Origin of the sequence: Mesobacillus subterraneus, assembly GCF_000934845.1 — a bacterium.
In the GTDB taxonomy this organism is placed as follows: domain Bacteria; phylum Bacillota; class Bacilli; order Bacillales; family Cytobacillaceae; genus Mesobacillus; species Mesobacillus stamsii.
Genome location: NZ_JXIQ01000141.1, coordinates 1 through 17,036, shown reverse-complemented (window position 1 = coordinate 17,036; position 17,036 = coordinate 1). Strand labels below are relative to the sequence as shown.

At 42.5% G+C, this 17,036-nt stretch carries 14 protein-coding genes and 1 riboswitch; of the genes, 5 read left to right on the top strand and 9 right to left on the bottom strand.

What is annotated here, in order from left to right; all coding sequences use genetic code 11:
• Positions 1–356 precede the first annotated feature (356 nt).
• Genes UB32_RS16275 through UB32_RS16265 form a run of 3 tightly spaced genes read right to left on the bottom strand, consistent with a single transcriptional unit; the run spans position 357 to position 4,161 of the window.
• A complete protein-coding gene (locus UB32_RS16275) occupies positions 357–1,457 on the bottom strand; it encodes a GerAB/ArcD/ProY family transporter (protein ID WP_044395644.1) in 1,101 nt (366 codons plus the stop codon).
• A gap of 14 nt (positions 1,458–1,471) precedes the next feature.
• Positions 1,472–2,587, bottom strand: a complete 1,116-nt coding sequence (locus UB32_RS16270) for a Ger(x)C family spore germination protein (RefSeq protein ID WP_044395641.1) — start codon at positions 2,585–2,587, stop codon at positions 1,472–1,474.
• Complete coding sequence (locus UB32_RS16265; protein ID WP_044395639.1) at positions 2,584–4,161, bottom strand: spore germination protein; 1,578 nt, start codon at positions 4,159–4,161, stop codon at positions 2,584–2,586. The genes UB32_RS16270 and UB32_RS16265 overlap by 4 nt, the downstream gene beginning before the upstream one ends.
• Before the next feature lie 294 nt (positions 4,162–4,455).
• Between UB32_RS16265 and UB32_RS16260 the strand changes: the two genes are divergently transcribed.
• The 3 genes from UB32_RS16260 to UB32_RS16250 all read left to right on the top strand — a co-directional run bounded on the left by UB32_RS16260 (position 4,456) and on the right by UB32_RS16250 (position 7,448).
• Positions 4,456–5,148, top strand: coding sequence for a class I SAM-dependent methyltransferase (locus UB32_RS16260; RefSeq protein ID WP_044395636.1), 693 nt, complete (start codon positions 4,456–4,458; stop codon positions 5,146–5,148).
• A 310-nt stretch (positions 5,149–5,458) separates the two neighbouring features.
• Positions 5,459–6,133 (top strand): ArsR/SmtB family transcription factor, encoded by a 675-nt coding sequence (locus UB32_RS16255; protein WP_241768530.1) that lies wholly within the window; start codon positions 5,459–5,461, stop codon positions 6,131–6,133.
• A gap of 91 nt (positions 6,134–6,224) precedes the next feature.
• Positions 6,225–7,448 (top strand): MFS transporter, encoded by a 1,224-nt coding sequence (locus UB32_RS16250; protein ID WP_044395664.1) that lies wholly within the window; start codon positions 6,225–6,227, stop codon positions 7,446–7,448.
• On the opposite strand, the gene UB32_RS19615 is transcribed toward UB32_RS16250, so the two are convergent.
• Complete coding sequence (locus UB32_RS19615; protein ID WP_277813894.1) at positions 7,449–7,634, bottom strand: HAD hydrolase family protein; 186 nt, start codon at positions 7,632–7,634, stop codon at positions 7,449–7,451. It abuts the gene before it with no gap.
• A gap of 193 nt (positions 7,635–7,827) precedes the next feature.
• Positions 7,828–7,951, top strand: a riboswitch (cyclic di-AMP (ydaO/yuaA leader).
• A gap of 130 nt (positions 7,952–8,081) precedes the next feature.
• Between UB32_RS19615 and UB32_RS16245 the strand changes: the two genes are divergently transcribed.
• Positions 8,082–9,443 (top strand): TrkH family potassium uptake protein, encoded by a 1,362-nt coding sequence (locus UB32_RS16245; protein ID WP_044395634.1) that lies wholly within the window; start codon positions 8,082–8,084, stop codon positions 9,441–9,443.
• Between the two features lie 377 nt (positions 9,444–9,820).
• On the opposite strand, the gene UB32_RS16240 is transcribed toward UB32_RS16245, so the two are convergent.
• The 5 genes from UB32_RS16240 to UB32_RS16220 form a co-directional block, all read right to left on the bottom strand.
• Positions 9,821–10,039 (bottom strand): hypothetical protein, encoded by a 219-nt coding sequence (locus UB32_RS16240; protein WP_044395632.1) that lies wholly within the window; start codon positions 10,037–10,039, stop codon positions 9,821–9,823.
• 325 nt (positions 10,040–10,364) lie between these two features.
• Entirely contained in the window at positions 10,365–11,489 is a 1,125-nt protein-coding gene (locus UB32_RS16235) for a Ger(x)C family spore germination protein (protein ID WP_044395630.1), read from the bottom strand.
• Positions 11,470–12,600, bottom strand: coding sequence for a GerAB/ArcD/ProY family transporter (locus UB32_RS16230; RefSeq protein WP_044395628.1), 1,131 nt, complete (start codon positions 12,598–12,600; stop codon positions 11,470–11,472). The genes UB32_RS16235 and UB32_RS16230 overlap by 20 nt, the downstream gene beginning before the upstream one ends.
• 16 nt (positions 12,601–12,616) lie before the next feature.
• On the bottom strand, positions 12,617–14,122 hold the full coding sequence (locus tag UB32_RS16225; protein ID WP_241768529.1) for a spore germination protein: 1,506 nt from the start codon (positions 14,120–14,122) through the stop codon (positions 12,617–12,619).
• Positions 14,123–14,241: 119 nt separating this feature from the next.
• Positions 14,242–15,579, bottom strand: a complete 1,338-nt coding sequence (locus UB32_RS16220; protein WP_044395626.1) for a sodium-dependent transporter — start codon at positions 15,577–15,579, stop codon at positions 14,242–14,244.
• Between the two features lie 156 nt (positions 15,580–15,735).
• Here UB32_RS16220 and iadA point away from each other — a divergent pair, with 156 nt between their 5' ends.
• Positions 15,736–16,905, top strand: coding sequence for a beta-aspartyl-peptidase (gene iadA / locus UB32_RS16215; RefSeq protein ID WP_044395624.1), 1,170 nt, complete (start codon positions 15,736–15,738; stop codon positions 16,903–16,905).
• The last annotated feature ends 131 nt before the right edge of the window (positions 16,906–17,036 follow it).

The following is a 17,036-nucleotide window of genomic DNA, read 5'->3' as shown; positions in this document are numbered from 1 at the left end:
TACTTCTTAAATGTTCTTTAGTTTCTCCGCTCGTTACTCCTTAAGTACAATAATATATGTAATCTAAAAGGGGGAGAAAAACAAACAATGCAGGAGCTAACAATAATATCGTATTCACCGGTTTTTTCGTTTCGAATTTTTGCAAGGCTCAAGTTATTTTTAGTTAAAACAACCCATAAATGCAGACTCCACTTCGGCCAAGGTGAGTCTGCATTTATTAATGAATGAATCTGGTTGGTTATTTACCGCTTCTGGTACGCACTTTCTCGGGTTTTTGGATTCTTTCTTTAACAATCCAAGTAACACGTCGGACACGCTTGGTGATACGGTTAAAAGGGTTGCACTGTCAGGAGTCTTCACAATTTTAAAGGTTTTGCAATTCTTTTGAATTCGGACACAATCCATGTAATAAGAGGCAGACCAAAGGAAATAACTGCGGTCAATGGATAATAGTTTGTGATGTAGATGCTTATGAAATGCCTGTGGCTATCAATCACAGCAAAAGAAAAAAATACGATAGCAATGATAATGGCCAATTGAATTGGCCATTTAGCTTTTTCGCTTGAAACCCATTTGCGAAAGATCTGATAAATAGAAATCAGTAAAACGGATGCCCTGATGACACTCCCCAAGACGATCACAGCAATCCCATAGATATCAAAGCGTTCTATGAAACCAAAAGAAACCAAACGCACAATGCTTTGTGCTGGATATTCGAGAGTTTGGACTAATTTCTCTCCAAATACAGAAATAGTGCCGGTAACGGTTCCTAAAAACATGAAGGTTATTAAAACCATCAGCAAGGTGTTGGTAAACATTAATGATCTCGATTTGGCATGGTCTTTTTTTATATGGATCATCAAAAGCAATAACGTTTCACCATATAAAGCAATTGTCAAAACAATACTGGAAGTCAGGGAGATAAGCCCATTCTCAAATACAGGGAGTAGCAATTTGTAGTTTTTTTCAGGAATGGTGGCAATTCCAATGGTAGAACCTGTGAAAATGATGATCGGCAAAAGGGCTTCGCTAATCCTTGCAATGCTTTCAATTCCTGAATAAGATGCATAGAGAACAACAAGGAAGAAGGGAATGGCAATAACAAACCTTGGTGTTTCAGGTAAAAAAATAACCTGGATAAAATCGATCATTCCATAAAAGGTGATCAGCATTAAATAGAAGAAATAACACAGTAAGCCAATATTCAAAAAATTGCCCGCTATCTTGCCGAATGTTTGTGTAAGCATATCGTTAAATGTATAATTTGGAAAGATAGTATGCAACCTGTACAAAATGAACCCGAAAAGAAAACTTAACGGCGCTGCAAGCAAGATTGCCACCCATGCTTCATGACCTGAAAAACTGAAAATCGTTGGCAAAAGAAGAAAGTGGCCAGTGACAGGAAGAATCATGGAAAGCAGAAAGACCGATTGCCTGTATGAAATGACTTCCAACATTATTTCCTCCTTTCCTATTCTTCTAAACCATTTGCAGTAATATCCGTTTGGACATTTACATTGACGCTGAGTTCGGGATAAATCTCATCCCATTGTTTGGCATTCTCCTTCCAATATTTTTTATTTGTCCGTTGGATGGTGCCCGCAAAGTCAAAAACATTGGATTTAAATTGTTTTTGGATTTTAATAATGGTCTTTTCAACTTCTAGTTTTATCGCCTTCGCATACAGTCCCTTGATTTCGTTGATCTTTTGTTGATCCAACCGAATCTGCCCTGAAACATCACCTATGAACCCGGTTTCTTTGATTTCAACTTGTATGGATGGCTGGCCATTTTGAAATAAAGCTTTGATTGAGCTTTTGGACTTCTTGATTTCAATGGATATCAGGATAGGTTCGTTTTCTGAAGAGGGCAATTTGACAACTTGAATGCCTGCTTTGGCATCTCCCAAAACCCTTAACATTCCACGGGTTTCGAAAGCGGTTAGGTCACCAACCAATTTTTCACCGTTAAAGATGGCAGTTCCGTATACTTCAAAATTGTCTTTGACCTTATGGATGATGGGCAAGTAGGGATCCTGATAAGGCTCTAGTATACCCTGGTAAAAATTATGAATACTTACTTGGGGAGCCTTGGATAAAAATTCTTGCACTCTTACTGATTCTTTTAGCGTTAAAGAAGGAATCGGGAAATCTTTATTTTTTATTTGTAAAATTTCTCCTGCTGTTTGATCAGCTATGAAGACATCCATTGAGGACCTGGGTTCATGGTCTCTCATAAAAAAATCCAAAGCTGGGGATATTCCGGTCATTGCCAGCTCTCTTCCAATAATGACGACCTGGATATGTTGGAAAATTTGTTTTTTCTTTGCAGTAATAATGAAATTTCGTACCCCATCAAAAACAGTGGCTCCTTTGCTGGTTTGTATAAGGACTGAAGCTGGGGTGCCTGCCTTAGGATCCCCTGGTTTAATCGTTTGGGTTGTTAGTTCGAAGCCAGCCTCCGTCCCTGCATCTATTCCTATTCCAGAGACAATGCCAACATCCCTTAATTCTGATTTCCCCCAACAACCTGTTAACATGGTCACAATACATATACATATGAGGACGAGGGCAATCTTCTGTTTCATCTTCCTTTTCCCCTTTCATTGGGATTAAGGTTGTTTGGGCCCTGTTCACTATTCTGTCTTACTTCATTCAACACCCGTAGGTCCTCAGGCCGCCGGGTTAAGTTTCTCAATGGAACTCTAACTACAAAATCTTTCCATCCACTCCATGTGATTGGAAACCATGGGGCAGTATATGGAATCCCGAATGATCGAAGAGAGGCAACATGCAGCAAGAAAAAAGCAAGGACACACATAATTCCGTAAACCCCTAAAATTTCGGCAGCAACCAGATAAAAAATGCGGAGCAACGCCGTCACGTCATATAAAGGAGTTACAAGAAAACCGGTGATGGCAGTCAGGGCAACGACAATGACCGTAGGCGCACTGACTAAACCGGCATTGACAGCGGATTCTCCAAGTACAAGGGCGCCGACAATGGATACTGCCTGGCCCACCGGTCTTGGCATCCGGATTCCTGCTTCGTGAAGCCACTCAAAACTGACCAGCATCAGGATGACTTCAATGAAGATGGGAAAAGGCACTCCTTCCCGGGACGAAGCAATGGTAATCAATAATTCGGTAGGGAAAATCTCCTTATGATAATCATGGAAGGCAACATAAGCTGCCGGTGCCAAAGTGGATAAAAGAAATCCGATCAACCTCAGACTCCGGACCAAGGAAACATAATAGGGACGTGAGTAGTAGTCCTCAGGAGACTGAAAAGATTCCATCATTAGATATGGAACCATCAGGACCGTTGTTGTACCGTCGACCATGATGGCCACTCTTCCTTCAAGGAGGCGGGCTGCGACAACATCCGGCCTTTCCGTGTTTGATACCGTGGGGAAGATTGAATAGGGCGCATCCTGAATGAATTCCTCAATATATCCAGATTCCAGGACTGCGTCAATATTGATTTTTCGCAATCTTTTTTTGACTTCCTTCAATATCTCAGGATTGACGATTCCATCCAGATAAACAATGGCAATATCTGTACTTGACATTTTTCCAATCACTGTTTGTTCAATCCGAAGTTTAGGATGATGAATTTTTCTCCGAAGCATGGCAGTATTTGTACGTAAAGTTTCTACAAACCCTTCCCTTGGTCCGCGTATGACAGTTTCTGTTACAGGTTCTTCAATACCTCGCATTTCCCATGCTCTGGCTCCCAGGATAAATGCCTTGTTAATCCCGTTAATGAAAAGAACGGGATCGCCTTTCAATAGGAATTCTATACTTTTGTCCATGGTCAATTCCTTTTTGATGCTACTCAAACTAATAAGCTCTTTATCTAAATGATCTAGACAATCCAGCAGATCGCGGCTGCCACAATCAAGATTCATAAGCGGTTTGATGACATTTTCGTGTATGGCTGTTTGGTCAAATAATCCTTCCACTGCGACCAAAAAAGCTTTAACTTCTTGATTTATTCCTATATCAAAACTTCGAAAAATGATATCCGAGCTTTCTTGAATAATGCTCTCTATAAAATTGACATTTTCTTTTAGTTCCGATGAAACAAAGTGTGCCGATATTTCTGTTTTCTCATTCATTAACTTTTTGAAGTGAATTTTCCGTTGAATCCATTTGTACATTTCCCATCACCCAATCTAGGTTCTGTTAATTAAATAGTTCTATCAATAACATTTACAAGCAATTGGTTATTTATTCAAAATGTCAATATGGATTACCAGTGAAATAAGATGCTGTTTCTTATATTTTTAAACTACAGTTCGAATTAGAAGGAATATTAAGGGTTACGTTAAACACCAGATTATTGTCATTGGTTTCTCCCGCTATTGCGGAGGTTTTTTGCGAAAATAAGGATGTTCGCTGCTGAACTTTTGTTATAATTTAGTAAAATATAAAGATAGTGAGGAGATATACTAATGGCACTTTTTGATCGTTCTGCTGCAACTTATGATGCGTGGTGTACGACAGAAATTGGATCATATGTCGACAATCTAGAGAAGAATATTATCTTCCAGTTATCACTGCCGAGAAAAGGTGAGAAAGCACTAGACCTGGGGTGCGGCACTGGTATTTACTCCATTTGGATGGCGAGAATGGGGTTGAATGTTACAGGTGTGGATATTTCAAGTAACATGCTTGAGATTGCAAAAGAAAAAACAATTGCTTCTTCTTTGAATATCGATTATGTTCAATTCGATATACAAAAACTTCCTTTTGATGATGAAACATTTGATTTAATCGTTGCCAATATCGTGCTTGAATTTGTAAAGGACCCTGAAGCTGTCGTAAATGAAGCAATCAGAGTGCTTAAAAAGGGGGGAAGATTTGTATGCGGCTTTATTGGGAAGGAAAGTTCCTGGGGTGAGAAATATCGCATACAAGGAGAAGAAAAGACGGAAAGTGTTTTTGCTAATGCTTCTTTCTTCTCTCCAGATACTGCAAAGAAGTTGTATTCATTGGGAACTGATAAGGTGCAACTGGGACTCTTTATGACAGAAGCGGATTTTTTAAATGCGGAACAGGCCGATGCATTGGAAACTGAGAAAAGGGTAGTTGGATCTGAAAAAGAAGCAGGCTACTTTGCTGTACGATGGGTTAAGGGGGAATAGAAAAGAATTAGGAAGATACCATACTGATTACGATCATGCATTCCAATATTGAAACCGGTATCCTCCAGCCAATAGATCGAATTAATTGTCTCCTGTATTGAAGGAGATGGGAATACCTGATCATATGGGGATGGGCGCAATCAGATTCAGCCTTGGTAAGGTATACAACCAAAGAAGAAATCGATCAAGTACAGGTTTAAATTGAAAACCATGCCAAAAGGTAAAACGATGGCATGTTTTTTTAAGTTTAAATCAAGCGTATTTACAGTAATAATTTGCTGTGTTATTATTCAACTAATAGGTTGAATAGTTGAATAATGATTTGGAGGTGATCTACATACAAGCACGGGAATTTAAGGATTTCGTATACGGAGAGTTCGCCCGGATTGGAAAAGCGATCTCCAGCCCAAAGAGAATTGAACTGCTGGACTTGCTAACTCAAGGGCCAAAAACAGTGGAAGCTTTGGCTGCGGACACTCAAATGAGCATAGCTAATACATCCAAACATTTACAAACCTTGCTTGATGCGAAACTTGTCACATACTCAAAGGATAAAAACTATGTAATCTATCGATTGGCAAGTGAACAGGTGTTAATGTTTGTATTTGCTTTAAGAGGGACTGCGGAGGACCGTATATCAGAAGTAAATATAGTAAGGGAAGCTCACATTCTTAGAGAAAACTCACTAAGTCCTATCTCGTTTGCGGAATTAGCTGAAAAAATGAATAGAAATGCTATCACCTTATTGGATGTAAGGCCAATGGAAGAATATAGGCATGATCATTTGCCTCATGCCTTATCAGTTCCGATTTCGGAATTGGAAGACCGCCTAGACTCATTGCCAAAGGACAAAGAAATTGTGGCATATTGCCGTGGACCATATTGTGTTTATGCGACTGAAGCGGTAGAGCTTTTAAAGGCAAAGGGTTTTCGTGCCACATTACTTGAGGCAGGAATAAATGAGTGGAAACAAATCCAGCATTAAAACGATTAGGAAAATTTTAAGAAAATGGGAAAAGAGAATCAAGGAAAAGGAGCCTGAATTTTTTCAGGCTTTCTTCATGGAGGTTAAATGGATGCAACCTAAAATCGGAATGAAGGAAAATATCATTCAATTCATCCTGTTGGTTGTGACGAACCTGTTTGTTGGTTCTATGGTCGGGATTGAGCGAATTGTTCTTCCCTTGCTGGGGGAGGAACAGTTCAGACTGGCATCTACCAGCGCCGCGTTATCATTCATTATCAGTTTTGGCTTTTCTAAAGCAATTGTAAACTATTTTGCAGGACAAATTGCGGACCGGCTTGGACGGAAGAAAGTTTTATTACTAGGTTGGTCTGTAGGTTTTTTCGTGCCAATCCTAATCATATTTGCACATGCATGGTGGGTCATCATTGCTGCGAATATCCTGCTCGGGATTAACCAGGGACTGGCATGGTCAATGACGGTGAATATGAAAATCGATATATCAAAGGCAAACCAGCGCGGTACCGCAGTAGGTTTGAACGAGTTTGCTGGCTATTCAGGTGTAGCGATCATGGCTGCTGTTTCGGGTTATATTGCTTCATCCTATTCACTAAGACCAGAGCCATTCTATATTGGAATCGGCATTGTCGTGGTCGGGATTCTGCTATCATTAATTGTTAAGGATACGGGAGAGCATGTAAAGCTTCAAATCAAGAATAGTGGAGCAGGAACTTCTGAACCGACCCGATCGGCAAAGGAAGTATTTGCTCTGACAACTTGGAAGGATAAAAGTCTATCAAGCATCAGCTTTGCGGGGTTATCCACGAATTTGAAGGATGGAATGGCTTGGGGTCTGTTTCCAATCTACTTCACTGCTGCTGGATTAACTGTCGGGCAAATCGGTACGATTGTAGCAGTATATCCGGCTGCCTGGGGCATTTTCCAGTTATTCACTGGTACATTGAGTGATAAGATTGGCAGAAAAATTCTGATTACCTATGGAATGTGGACACAAGCTGCCGCATTATGGTTCATTCTCGTTGTTGACCAATATTGGTTGTGGATAGCAGGAGCAATGCTACTGGGTCTTGGAACTGCAATGGTTTATCCAACACTGCAGGCTGCGATAAGCGACTTGGCTGGACCCGAATGGAGAGCTTCCTCAATGGGCGTCTATCGCTTCTGGCGTGATAGCGGTTATGCATTCGGTGCATTAATGGCAGGAATGATTGCAGATAGTTTAGGTGTCGATTGGGCAATTGGGTTAGTTGCATTCCTACCATTCCTATCGGGTATTCTTTCAAAAGTGAGGCTAAAAGAAACGATAAATAGTTGATTAGAAAGGAAAATGCTTTTGCAATATGTACTTTAGACCATCTTGGTCATTACTTAAAGTTACTTCATCGGCGATCTTTTTCACCTCGTCTGGAGCATTTCCCATTGCAACTCCTAAGCCTGCGTAGGTTAACATATCCATATCATTAAAGTTATCTCCGATTGCCATGATTTCCTGATTTGTTATGCCGAAATAGTTTTAATAATGTTCCGTCAATATCGCTAAAAATTGCTCTAAGTGCCATCGTATCATGTCTCCCTTTCTGGTTTTTCCATTCACTTTCATTATAAGCGTTTTATCGGGTAGTAGCTATTGATTTAGGATGACCTGCCTTATGGTGGTATTGACAAATGAAGGACTAAAGAGTTATTTTAATACAAGATAAAAATAGCTTAATCATTTTGAGCGGGGGAACCATTTTTTGGGGTGAATCTATTCATGTAGAAGGAGACTCTCAACTCCTAATCCGTCAGCTAACCTCGTAAGCGTTATTGAGAGTGGATGTATTGGAAGAGTACAGGCCATTCGTTTTTTTGGAATGGTCTTTTCATATGGGAATGAATTGATAAGGTTGATGGTACCAACCGAAGTGTTCCAGGTACAGGAAAATAACTTTATAAGGAGACAGTATCAATGGATCATTTCAAATCTTATTTAAGTTTTCAAAGGTTAATTAAAATAAATCCTGCCCAGACGCTTGCGCTTGGTTTCTTAGTCCTTATTTTTATCGGAACCATGCTGTTGATGTTGCCAGGAGCTACAAAGGATCGAAATTATTTATCGTTTATTGATGCTTTGTTTGAAGCTACCTCTGCAGTTTGCGTGACGGGATTGGTAGTTGTTGATACTCAGTCAACCTTTACCCTTTTTGGTCAAATTGTTCTGATGCTGCTCATTCAAATTGGCGGACTTGGATTTATGACTTTTGGAATCCTAATTGCACTTTTCCTTGGGAAAAATATTGGATTAAAAGGACGTATGATGATCCAAGAATCATTAAATCAAATTTCCTTAGAGGGTATGGTTAAACTCGTGAAGTTTGTTGTCGGCTTTACTTTTTTAATCGAAGCGACCGGTGCCGTAATTTTATCGATTCGCTGGGCACCTGACTTTGGTTTTCCAAACTCGATCTATTATGGAATTTTTCATTCTGTATCAGCCTTCAACAATGCTGGATTTGACATCATGGGAAATTTCAACAGTGTCACAAGTTATGTAGGGGATGCAACCGTCATCTTGACATTGAGTTCCCTGCTCATCGTTGGCGGGATTGGTTATACCGTGATTTTGGATTTGATAAAAAAGAAGTCCCTCCGGAAGTTAGCGTTGCATACAAAGATAGTCTTACTAATCACGTTCATCTTAAATATTACTGCCACGATTTTTATCTTGTTTTTAGAATATAACAATCCTGGTACATTAGGTGAGTTACCATTAAAGGAAAAAATTCTTGGCGCATATTTCCATGCTGTTGTCCCTCGTACTGCTGGGTTTAACTCACTGAATACAGCGGATATGACGTTAAGCTCCCAATTTTTAACTATGTTGTTAATGTTTATTGGGGGAGGTTCAGGCGGAACAGCAGGGGGGATAAAGGTTACTACCTTTGCAGTAATCATTTTGGCGGTAGGGACGATAATCAGAGGCAGAGATGATGTCGAAGTAATGGGAAGAAGAATACCAAAGGAATTAATCTTTAGAGCCTTTTCTATTACGATTTACTCCGCTTTTATTGTGCTGTTAATCTTATTTATTTTAACGATTACGGAAAAAGGCGTGCCATTAAACGTACTATTATTCGAGGTTATATCTGCTTTTGGAACGGTTGGTATGTCATTGGGGCTAACTCCTGACTTAAGCCCAACTGGAAAAGTACTGATTTCCTTAATGATGTTTATCGGAAGAGTAGGACCATTAACCCTCGCGTTTGCCTTAGCAAAGGCAAACAAAAAACAAGCAGTGAAACATGCCGAAGAAAGAATTATGATCGGATAAAAAGAAGTAGCGCCTGAATATGAAAGGCGCTGCTTCTTTGTGTTTATTTTGGTATCTTTCGTGCCCTTATGCGGATAGGTTCGCCTGCATAAGGGCATCTTTCGTCCGGAATGGTGCCCTTATGCGGAAGGATTCGCTTGGATAAGGGTATCTTTCAGCTGGAATGGTGCCCTTATGCGGATGGACTTGCCTGCGTAAGGGTATCTTTCATCCAGAAAGGTGCCCTTATGAGGAAGGATTCGCTTTAGTTCTTTTAGAATAATCTGGTGCCGGCGATTACTTAAAATGAAAGGGGGTTTTTGTATCTCACAAAATCCCCCATAATTGCGTTTTGTATTAAATACCAATATATGCTTTCTAGAAAAGATCCATTGATTTTATTCTTCTGATAAAGAAGATTGAGTTTGTATCTGCGATTGTACTTGACTAATTAATGTTTGTACTTGTGCAACATCATTTGATGCTTGTTTTAATGCTTCTGAAGTAAGTGTAGTGTTCGCAGCAGATTGTTCAATTGCAGAAGTGATCATATCTTTTACAATAGAAGTAATTGCCTCTGCTTGTTTCAATTTATTTGTATCAATTTGATTAGCCATGTTTATTTCCTCCTTTTTGTATTAAGTACAAAGTATAGAATCCTTCAAAAAAAAGATTTTACCCTCAATTTTTTTGAAATTTATAACTTACGGGTTTTCTAAGAGGGTAACTTTCGTCCGGAATGGTGCCCTTATGAGGATGGATTTGCCTACATAAGGGTATCTTTCGATTGCCAGGCTTCCACTCATCGCGTTCCTCCAGCAAACGCGCCAGCCAGCAGCCAGACGTGGCGTGATAGGCGGTGAGGCACTAAGAAGCGCCAGCCCCGCCTGCCATCGAATGTGGCGTAGAAGCGTTTGGCCGAGTTGCCCGGCGCTTTGCTGTCTATTCCACTACACCGGTCCGTAAAATTTCCAGGTCTACTTTTACATTTACCTTGCTTTCTGGGTACATTTTGTGCCATTTGGCTGAGGTTAGATTCGATCCTCTGACGCTCTTTCGATAGATTTCGCCAAAACCGAATGGGTCTGCCCCAGTTTGGCGTGCTTTTTCAATTAGTGCTTCCAAGTCTGAGGTTATTTTTTCGCAAAGCTTCGTTTCCAGTTTTTCTAGTTTTGCTGGGCTCTTTAAATCGTATGCCTGGTTGATTTCAAGCAGCCTTGTTTTTAACTTGACCTTCAATTCGAATTGTAGGTTATTTTTGTTAATCAGATCAATATCGCCATAGCTGGTGATGGTGTCGATTACCACTGTCAGCTTCTCGGGAGTCTCCTCAGAATCAGGTATGTCAAACTCCGATTTGTCGATCGAAAGTTCGATTGATCCAGCCTCAAAACGGTCATTAATCAGCTTGAGGTAAAAGGCCTCCTGGGTATTGATTTTGCCAACCATTTTGTCTTCCTTGATCAACGCCATGCCGGTAATAGTGATTTCCCCATTTCCTCCTTTTAAAGTTGGCATGACAGGATCAACACCAGGGGCATAAAAATCATGCATGACTTCCTGCATGGTTGACGAGGGGATTTTCTCGCCTTTAATATTTTGCTCCAGTTCCTTGTAAATAAACTGGCTCGTGTCAGAGATACCCTCGGTCTTTTGTGTGAGAAGTTCGTGGACGCTTCCTTCGACAACACCTAGATAGATAAGATCACTGATTGCAGGATCGCGTGACAGTGTGTCTGTAAGATTAATCAAACCTGCACGAACTACCTCTTCGCTAAACAGCGCTACCCGAAGCTGGCCTGACTGCAATTTTTTGGGGCTCTTTAAATCGGCCTTGCTTCTCGCTCCTTTGCTAGTATCTGCTGTTGCCGACAAGGCTATTGTTTGCTCTTTCGCCTCGGGATCGATTTGCAGCAGTACCATGGTAACGAGAATTTGTTTGTCTTCCGTCAAATCATAACCACGTGTTGTAATCAAGCCCATTCTCTCGAGCGTTCTCGAATCCGCACAGCCTGACAGGAGCACGACAAGGAGGACTAGGAAGAGTTTATTTATTTTTGGGGACATTGGCGCTTCCTCCTTTTTTTGAAAAAAATTTCTTTTTCATCACAACCGCAATAAATAGGAGGAAAGGGTATCCAAAAATCAAAAATAAAGCGCCCTTTGCAAAATAATCATCCAGCATATTGATTTGGATCCTATTAAGGGGATAGAGGAGAGTCAGGAATAAAAAGACGAGCAGCTTCCAACTGACCTTCTGTTCTTTTTTATTGAATATTCGCGATAATCCGCGGGTGGCGGCCCACAAATAGAGCATCAGATTAGGCAAAATCAATAGCATCCAAAAAGAGATGGCAACATACTCGAATCTTTCGATAAACGGAAAACGCACGATTTTAAAAAGAGACAGAGTGCCCCAAATCGTTCTTTCAAGCTGGTCGCCGCTGAAATAGGCGATTGAAATGACCATAATCGCAAGGTACAGAATGGTGGTGAAGCCGAGGCCAAATTGCATATATTTATGGACCTGATCCTTTTCTTTTAAAAACGGATAGAGGACATAGATGATTTCAAAGCCGACTACGGTAAAGGTCATCTGCTTCGCCCCCATTAAGATCTCAGGAATGCTCGCTTCAAAAACCGGCAATAAATAATCCCAGTTGGCGAACTGGAAGGGAAAAGCCATCAGGAGAATCAGCCAAAGGGCAAGGACAACACTAAAGAAGCTGACGCCGACAATAGTTCTTAGCCCGCCATTTAACCCGTAGTAAACTAGGGAAAGGAGCGAGAAAAAAAACAGCCAGCTCGGAACTTCAGGGAAGATCCATGCCTGAATGACTTCAATATAGTTTCGGGCGACCATGTGAAAGGCTGCGAGAAAATAACAGACAAAAAGGATATTCAACAGGTTCCCAAGCCATTTCCCAAACACATCGTATTGAATTCCGTAAAGGTCCGAATTTTTATAGGAATGTAAAGTTTTGACCATGATAAATCCGACAAGAGCGGCTGCGATTCCACTGAGTATGACGGAAATCCAGGCATCCTGCTTGGCTTCCATATAGATGATCCGCTGGAAACCTTGGATGCCAACTCCTACTTGCATCGAATGGATCACGAACATAAGCAGGATCGTATTGATCATATTTTGCGGTTTAGGCTCGATAAGGACTTTCATTTAAAACACCACGTCTTTATTGTTTGGTTTTTCGAGCTCTGTATTTCTTTCGGTCCAGCGGTCTTGTCTGTGCTGGCCGATAATTAGTCCAGCCGATTGGCAGGCGGATGATGCTATCTCGCCAATCGGCAAACCTTGGCGGATAAAACGGAGCCAAAAACGGGCTTCCCAGACTGGATTGGCGAATCAAGTGAATCAATAGGAAGCAGAAGCCGAACATTAGTCCATAAAAGCCCCAAAAACCAGCTAAGATAATTAATGGAAAGCGCAAGATCCGGATCACATTGCCCATCATATAGTTTGGTGAGGTAAAGGATGACAGGGCGCTAACATTGATGATAATGATCAGGATGTTGCTGGTGAATCCGGCATCGACGGCAGCTGTTCCTACAACGATACCGCCAACGATACCCATAGTCTGCCCGACTTTCGTTGGTAGCCGGGCTGCTGCTTCCCGCAGGAGTTCAATCATCGTTTCCAGCAATAGTGCCTCAATAATCGGCGGGAAAGGGACACGCGACCTGGACTCACCAAGCGGAACCAGCAAGGTCTGCGGAATGATTTCGTAATGGAAAGTCAAAGCCGCTACATAAATGGGGGTGAAAAAAACCGAGACAACCATGGAAAACATCCTGAGAAGGCGGAGAAAAGTAGCGATCTGCCACCGGACATTTTGATCCTCCATACTCTCAAAGAATTCCATGAAGGATTGTGGAGCCCCGATGACCTGGACACTGCCATCGACGAGCACCACTAGCTTCCCGTTCAATAGCCAAGAACAGGCGCGGTCCGGTCTTTCCGTCAGCAGCATTTGCGGGAAAATCCCCATCGAATTGTCTTCGATAAGCTGGCTCAGGTTGGAGCTGTCCATAACTGAATCGATCTCAATCCCCTGGATACGCTCACGCATCCGGTCCACCATTTCTTCATCGGCAATGTCTTTTAAATAAAGCAGTGCGACAGCTGAATTCGTTTGTTTTCCTACTGTAAAACTTTCATTGCATAAATTGGCATTGGTGAGAAACCGGCGGAGCAAGGAAATATTCGTCGCCAGGCTCTCATTGAAAGCAATTTGTGGTCCCATTACCTGGGATTCGGTTTCCGGTTTGGTCAATGAACGGTTTTCCTGGGTAGCTACCACTGCGCTGATGATGACAGGGTACCCAGCAGAATGCACCAATACAGCGCCTTTCAATATCGCATCGACACCATCTTCTATATACTTCTGTTTTGAAGTACTGGAAACGGTGATGCTTTTTAGAGCCTCATCCGGAGTAGCAGAAATTCCTCCCAAACGAGCCAAAATATCCTTATTCAGCATTTTCTTATCTGTCAAAGTGTCGAGAAAAACAAGCGTGAATCCATTGGCTAATTCCTTTGTCTTAAAATCCGCACCATCTTGGAGACGCTGTTTCATGATGGAGATGAACTCATCTTTAGATACTGGGATTAGCTCCTTGTCATCCGTCGTTTCTTTCTTTATTCTGTCAGGAGCCAGGCTTTGCTGTTTCTTGAAGAACATACAGAATTCCTCCGATGCAGTCATCTACCTAACAGGTTTTGCAATACAGGGAAAAATTATACTTCTGAAACAGTAGTGTATAAAAACAGAAAGCCGGCGTAATAAACGCCAGCTTTCTGTTAAATCAGGCCAAGAGAATCAAGAAATACAATGATGATCACGACTGGTACGATGAATCTCATGACCGTATACCAGAGATGGAAGAACCAGCTGCCTGCTTTGGAATGTTGCAGCAGCTCCTGCCGCAATACTTCTTTCTTGATTTTTAGCGGAACGAATATCGAAATCAGCAGGACGCCGAGCGGCATCAGGATATTGCTTACTAGAAAATCAGCTAAGTCAAAGATGTTTTTTCCAAACAAGGTTACCTCTGCAAGCGATCCAAACGACAGCGCAGATGGGATGCCAAGCAGGAAGATCAATCCGCCGGCAATCCAGGAAAATTTAGCTCGTTTCGTACGATCACCTTTCGCAAGCGTGGCAACGACAATTTCCAGCATCGAGAATGCCGAAGTCAAAGTTGCGAACAGGAAAAGGACCAAAAACAGCAGCAAGAACAGCTCGCCAAACACCATTTTTTCAAAAACGGCTGGGAGGACGACGAATAATAGTCCCGGCCCTTCAGTTGGTTCAAAACCAAGTGAGAATACAGCCGGAAAGATCGCCAATCCGGCAAGCAGTGCGATGAACAGGTTCATTCCGACGACCGATAAGGCAGGCTGGATGATGCTGCTTTTTTTCGGCAAGTAAGAGCTATAGGTTACCATCACTGAAACACCGATACTTAGAGAGAAAAACGACTGTCCCATCGCGAACAAAATGCTTTCGGAGGTGATACTTGCGAAATCGGGCGCCAGGAAAAACTTTACGCCAGCAAGCGCGTGATCAAGAGTTAAAGAACGGACGATGAGGATGAGGAAAAGCAGGAACAAAGCTGGCATGAGAAGTTTGCTCGCTTTTTCAATCCCAGACTGGACGCCTTTGGCGACGACGAGGATCGTGACAAGCAAGAACGTCGCCTGCGCAGCGAGGACGCTCGTCGAATCGCTGATCGTCGTCCCAAACAAAGCACCGTAATCAGCACCTTCCTGGACAATTCCGCCAGCAAGTCCTTTTATAAAATAAAGCGAGATCCAGCCGCCGACGACACTGTAAAAACTTAGCAACACGAAGCTCGTGACCACCCCTAAAATTCCGATGAAATACCAATTGCTTTTTGGAGCAATTTGTAAATAAGCACGAATGGCTTCCTTCCCAGTGCTGCGGCCAATCACAAATTCCGCCAGCAGCAGCGGCAGACCGATGAATAACGAAAATAAAAGGAATAAGAGGAAAAACGCTCCGCCGCCGCTGACTCCTGTCACATACGGAAGCTTCCAGATCGCCCCAATTCCTATTGCCGAACCTGCTGCGGCAAGGATAAAGCCTATTTTTGATGACCATTGCTCTTTCTCCATGTTGATTCTTCCTCTCTTTATGGCAAAATAAATAGCCACGCCGCTATCCATCTGGATAGGACGTGGCTGAACACGCGGTGCCACCCTATTAATTCGAAATTATAGTATGATAAGAATAGGCTGTCAAGCAGCTTTTTAGGGAGGAGGGGACAGCATATGCTGCTACTGATTAAGAATGGAGAGGTTTACGCTCCTGAGTATCTTGGCAAAAAAGATATTCTCGTAGTTGATCGGAAAATTGGCTTTATCGAGGAGGAAATGAAGATTCCCGATGAGTTTGTCGAAGTAAGGGTCATCGAGGCGGCTGGGAAAAAGATTGTTCCTGGCTTCATCGATTCCCATGTTCATCTGATTGGCGGCGGTGGCGAAGGTGGATTCCGCACTAGGACGCCTGAAATTCAGCTGACCGATGCGACAACTGCTGGCATCACTACGCTTGTCGGCGTTCTCGGTACAGATGGGACGACACGAACGATGCCGGGTCTCATCGCCAAGGCACGGGCGTTAGAGGAAGAGGGGATTACCACCTATGTGCAGACTGGCTCCTATCAGGTTCCAGTCAAAACGCTTACTGGCAAAATCGAGGACGACATCATTCTGATTGATAAAGTAATTGGAGCGGGCGAGATTGCGATTGCCGATCATCGTTCTTCTCAGCCGACGGTCGAGGAGTTGGCAAAGATTGCCTCGGCTGCGAGGATCGGCGGGATGCTGGCTGGAAAAAGCGGCATCGTCAATATTCATGTTGGCGATAGCCTAGACCATTTGAAGCGAATCGAGGAAGTGGTCGAGCATACCGATATCCCGATCCGGCAATTTTACCCGACCCACATCAACCGAAATCCGCACTTATTTGAAGCAGGTATCGACTATGCGAAAAAGGGCGGCTGGGTGGACTTCACTACCAGCTCCATCCCTAAGTTTTTGGAAGAGGGGGAGGTCAAATGCAGCGTCGCCTTGAAGCGGATGCTTGAAGCGGGTGTCGACATCAGCCAAATTACCTTCACATCCGATGGACAGGCAAGCCTGCCAGATTTTGATGAAAATGGAGAACTGATCGGTTTGCAAATTGGCAAAGTTTCCTCTTTGTATGAAGCGGTGAAGGAAGCGGTAGTGACAGAGGAGATTGCGCTGGAGGTTGCCATCCGCGTCATCACAGCGAACCCGGCAACGGTTTTAAAGCTCTCGCAAAAAGGCCGGATTGAAGTTGGACGAGACGCAGATCTGGTGCTGCTTGATCAAGACCTCGAGATTGATACCGTTATCGCAAAGGGGCAAGTAATGGTGGAAAATAAGCGTCCGTTAGTGAAAGGGACATTTGAATGAAAAGAAGAACCTTGATGGAAAAGTCAAGGTTCTTTTGGACGCGTAGCTTTTTTTAAAAGATAAGCAAGGGAAACATGTGCCCGTGAAAAAAGGAAGCAGTGGTTCACGGTCACATACAAGGGAAACATGTG

Bases quoted from the DNA above. Each gene is read 5' to 3' on its own strand.
- UB32_RS16235 (WP_044395630.1), bottom strand. From the start codon at position 11,489: ATGTCCCCAAAAATAAATAAACTCTTCCTAGTCCTCCTTGTCGTGCTC.
- iadA (WP_044395624.1), top strand. From the start codon at position 15,736: ATGCTGCTACTGATTAAGAATGGAGAGGTTTACGCTCCTGAGTATCTT.
- UB32_RS16220 (WP_044395626.1), bottom strand. From the start codon at position 15,579: ATGGAGAAAGAGCAATGGTCATCAAAAATAGGCTTTATCCTTGCCGCA.
- UB32_RS16270 (WP_044395641.1), bottom strand. From the start codon at position 2,587: ATGAAACAGAAGATTGCCCTCGTCCTCATATGTATATGTATTGTGACC.
- UB32_RS16240 (WP_044395632.1), bottom strand. From the start codon at position 10,039: ATGGCTAATCAAATTGATACAAATAAATTGAAACAAGCAGAGGCAATT.
- UB32_RS16260 (WP_044395636.1), top strand. From the start codon at position 4,456: ATGGCACTTTTTGATCGTTCTGCTGCAACTTATGATGCGTGGTGTACG.
- UB32_RS16245 (WP_044395634.1), top strand. From the start codon at position 8,082: ATGGATCATTTCAAATCTTATTTAAGTTTTCAAAGGTTAATTAAAATA.
- UB32_RS16250 (WP_044395664.1), top strand. From the start codon at position 6,225: ATGCAACCTAAAATCGGAATGAAGGAAAATATCATTCAATTCATCCTG.
- UB32_RS16275 (WP_044395644.1), bottom strand. From the start codon at position 1,457: ATGTTGGAAGTCATTTCATACAGGCAATCGGTCTTTCTGCTTTCCATG.
- UB32_RS16230 (WP_044395628.1), bottom strand. From the start codon at position 12,600: ATGAAAGTCCTTATCGAGCCTAAACCGCAAAATATGATCAATACGATC.
- UB32_RS16225 (WP_241768529.1), bottom strand. From the start codon at position 14,122: ATGTTCTTCAAGAAACAGCAAAGCCTGGCTCCTGACAGAATAAAGAAA.
- UB32_RS16265 (WP_044395639.1), bottom strand. From the start codon at position 4,161: ATGTACAAATGGATTCAACGGAAAATTCACTTCAAAAAGTTAATGAAT.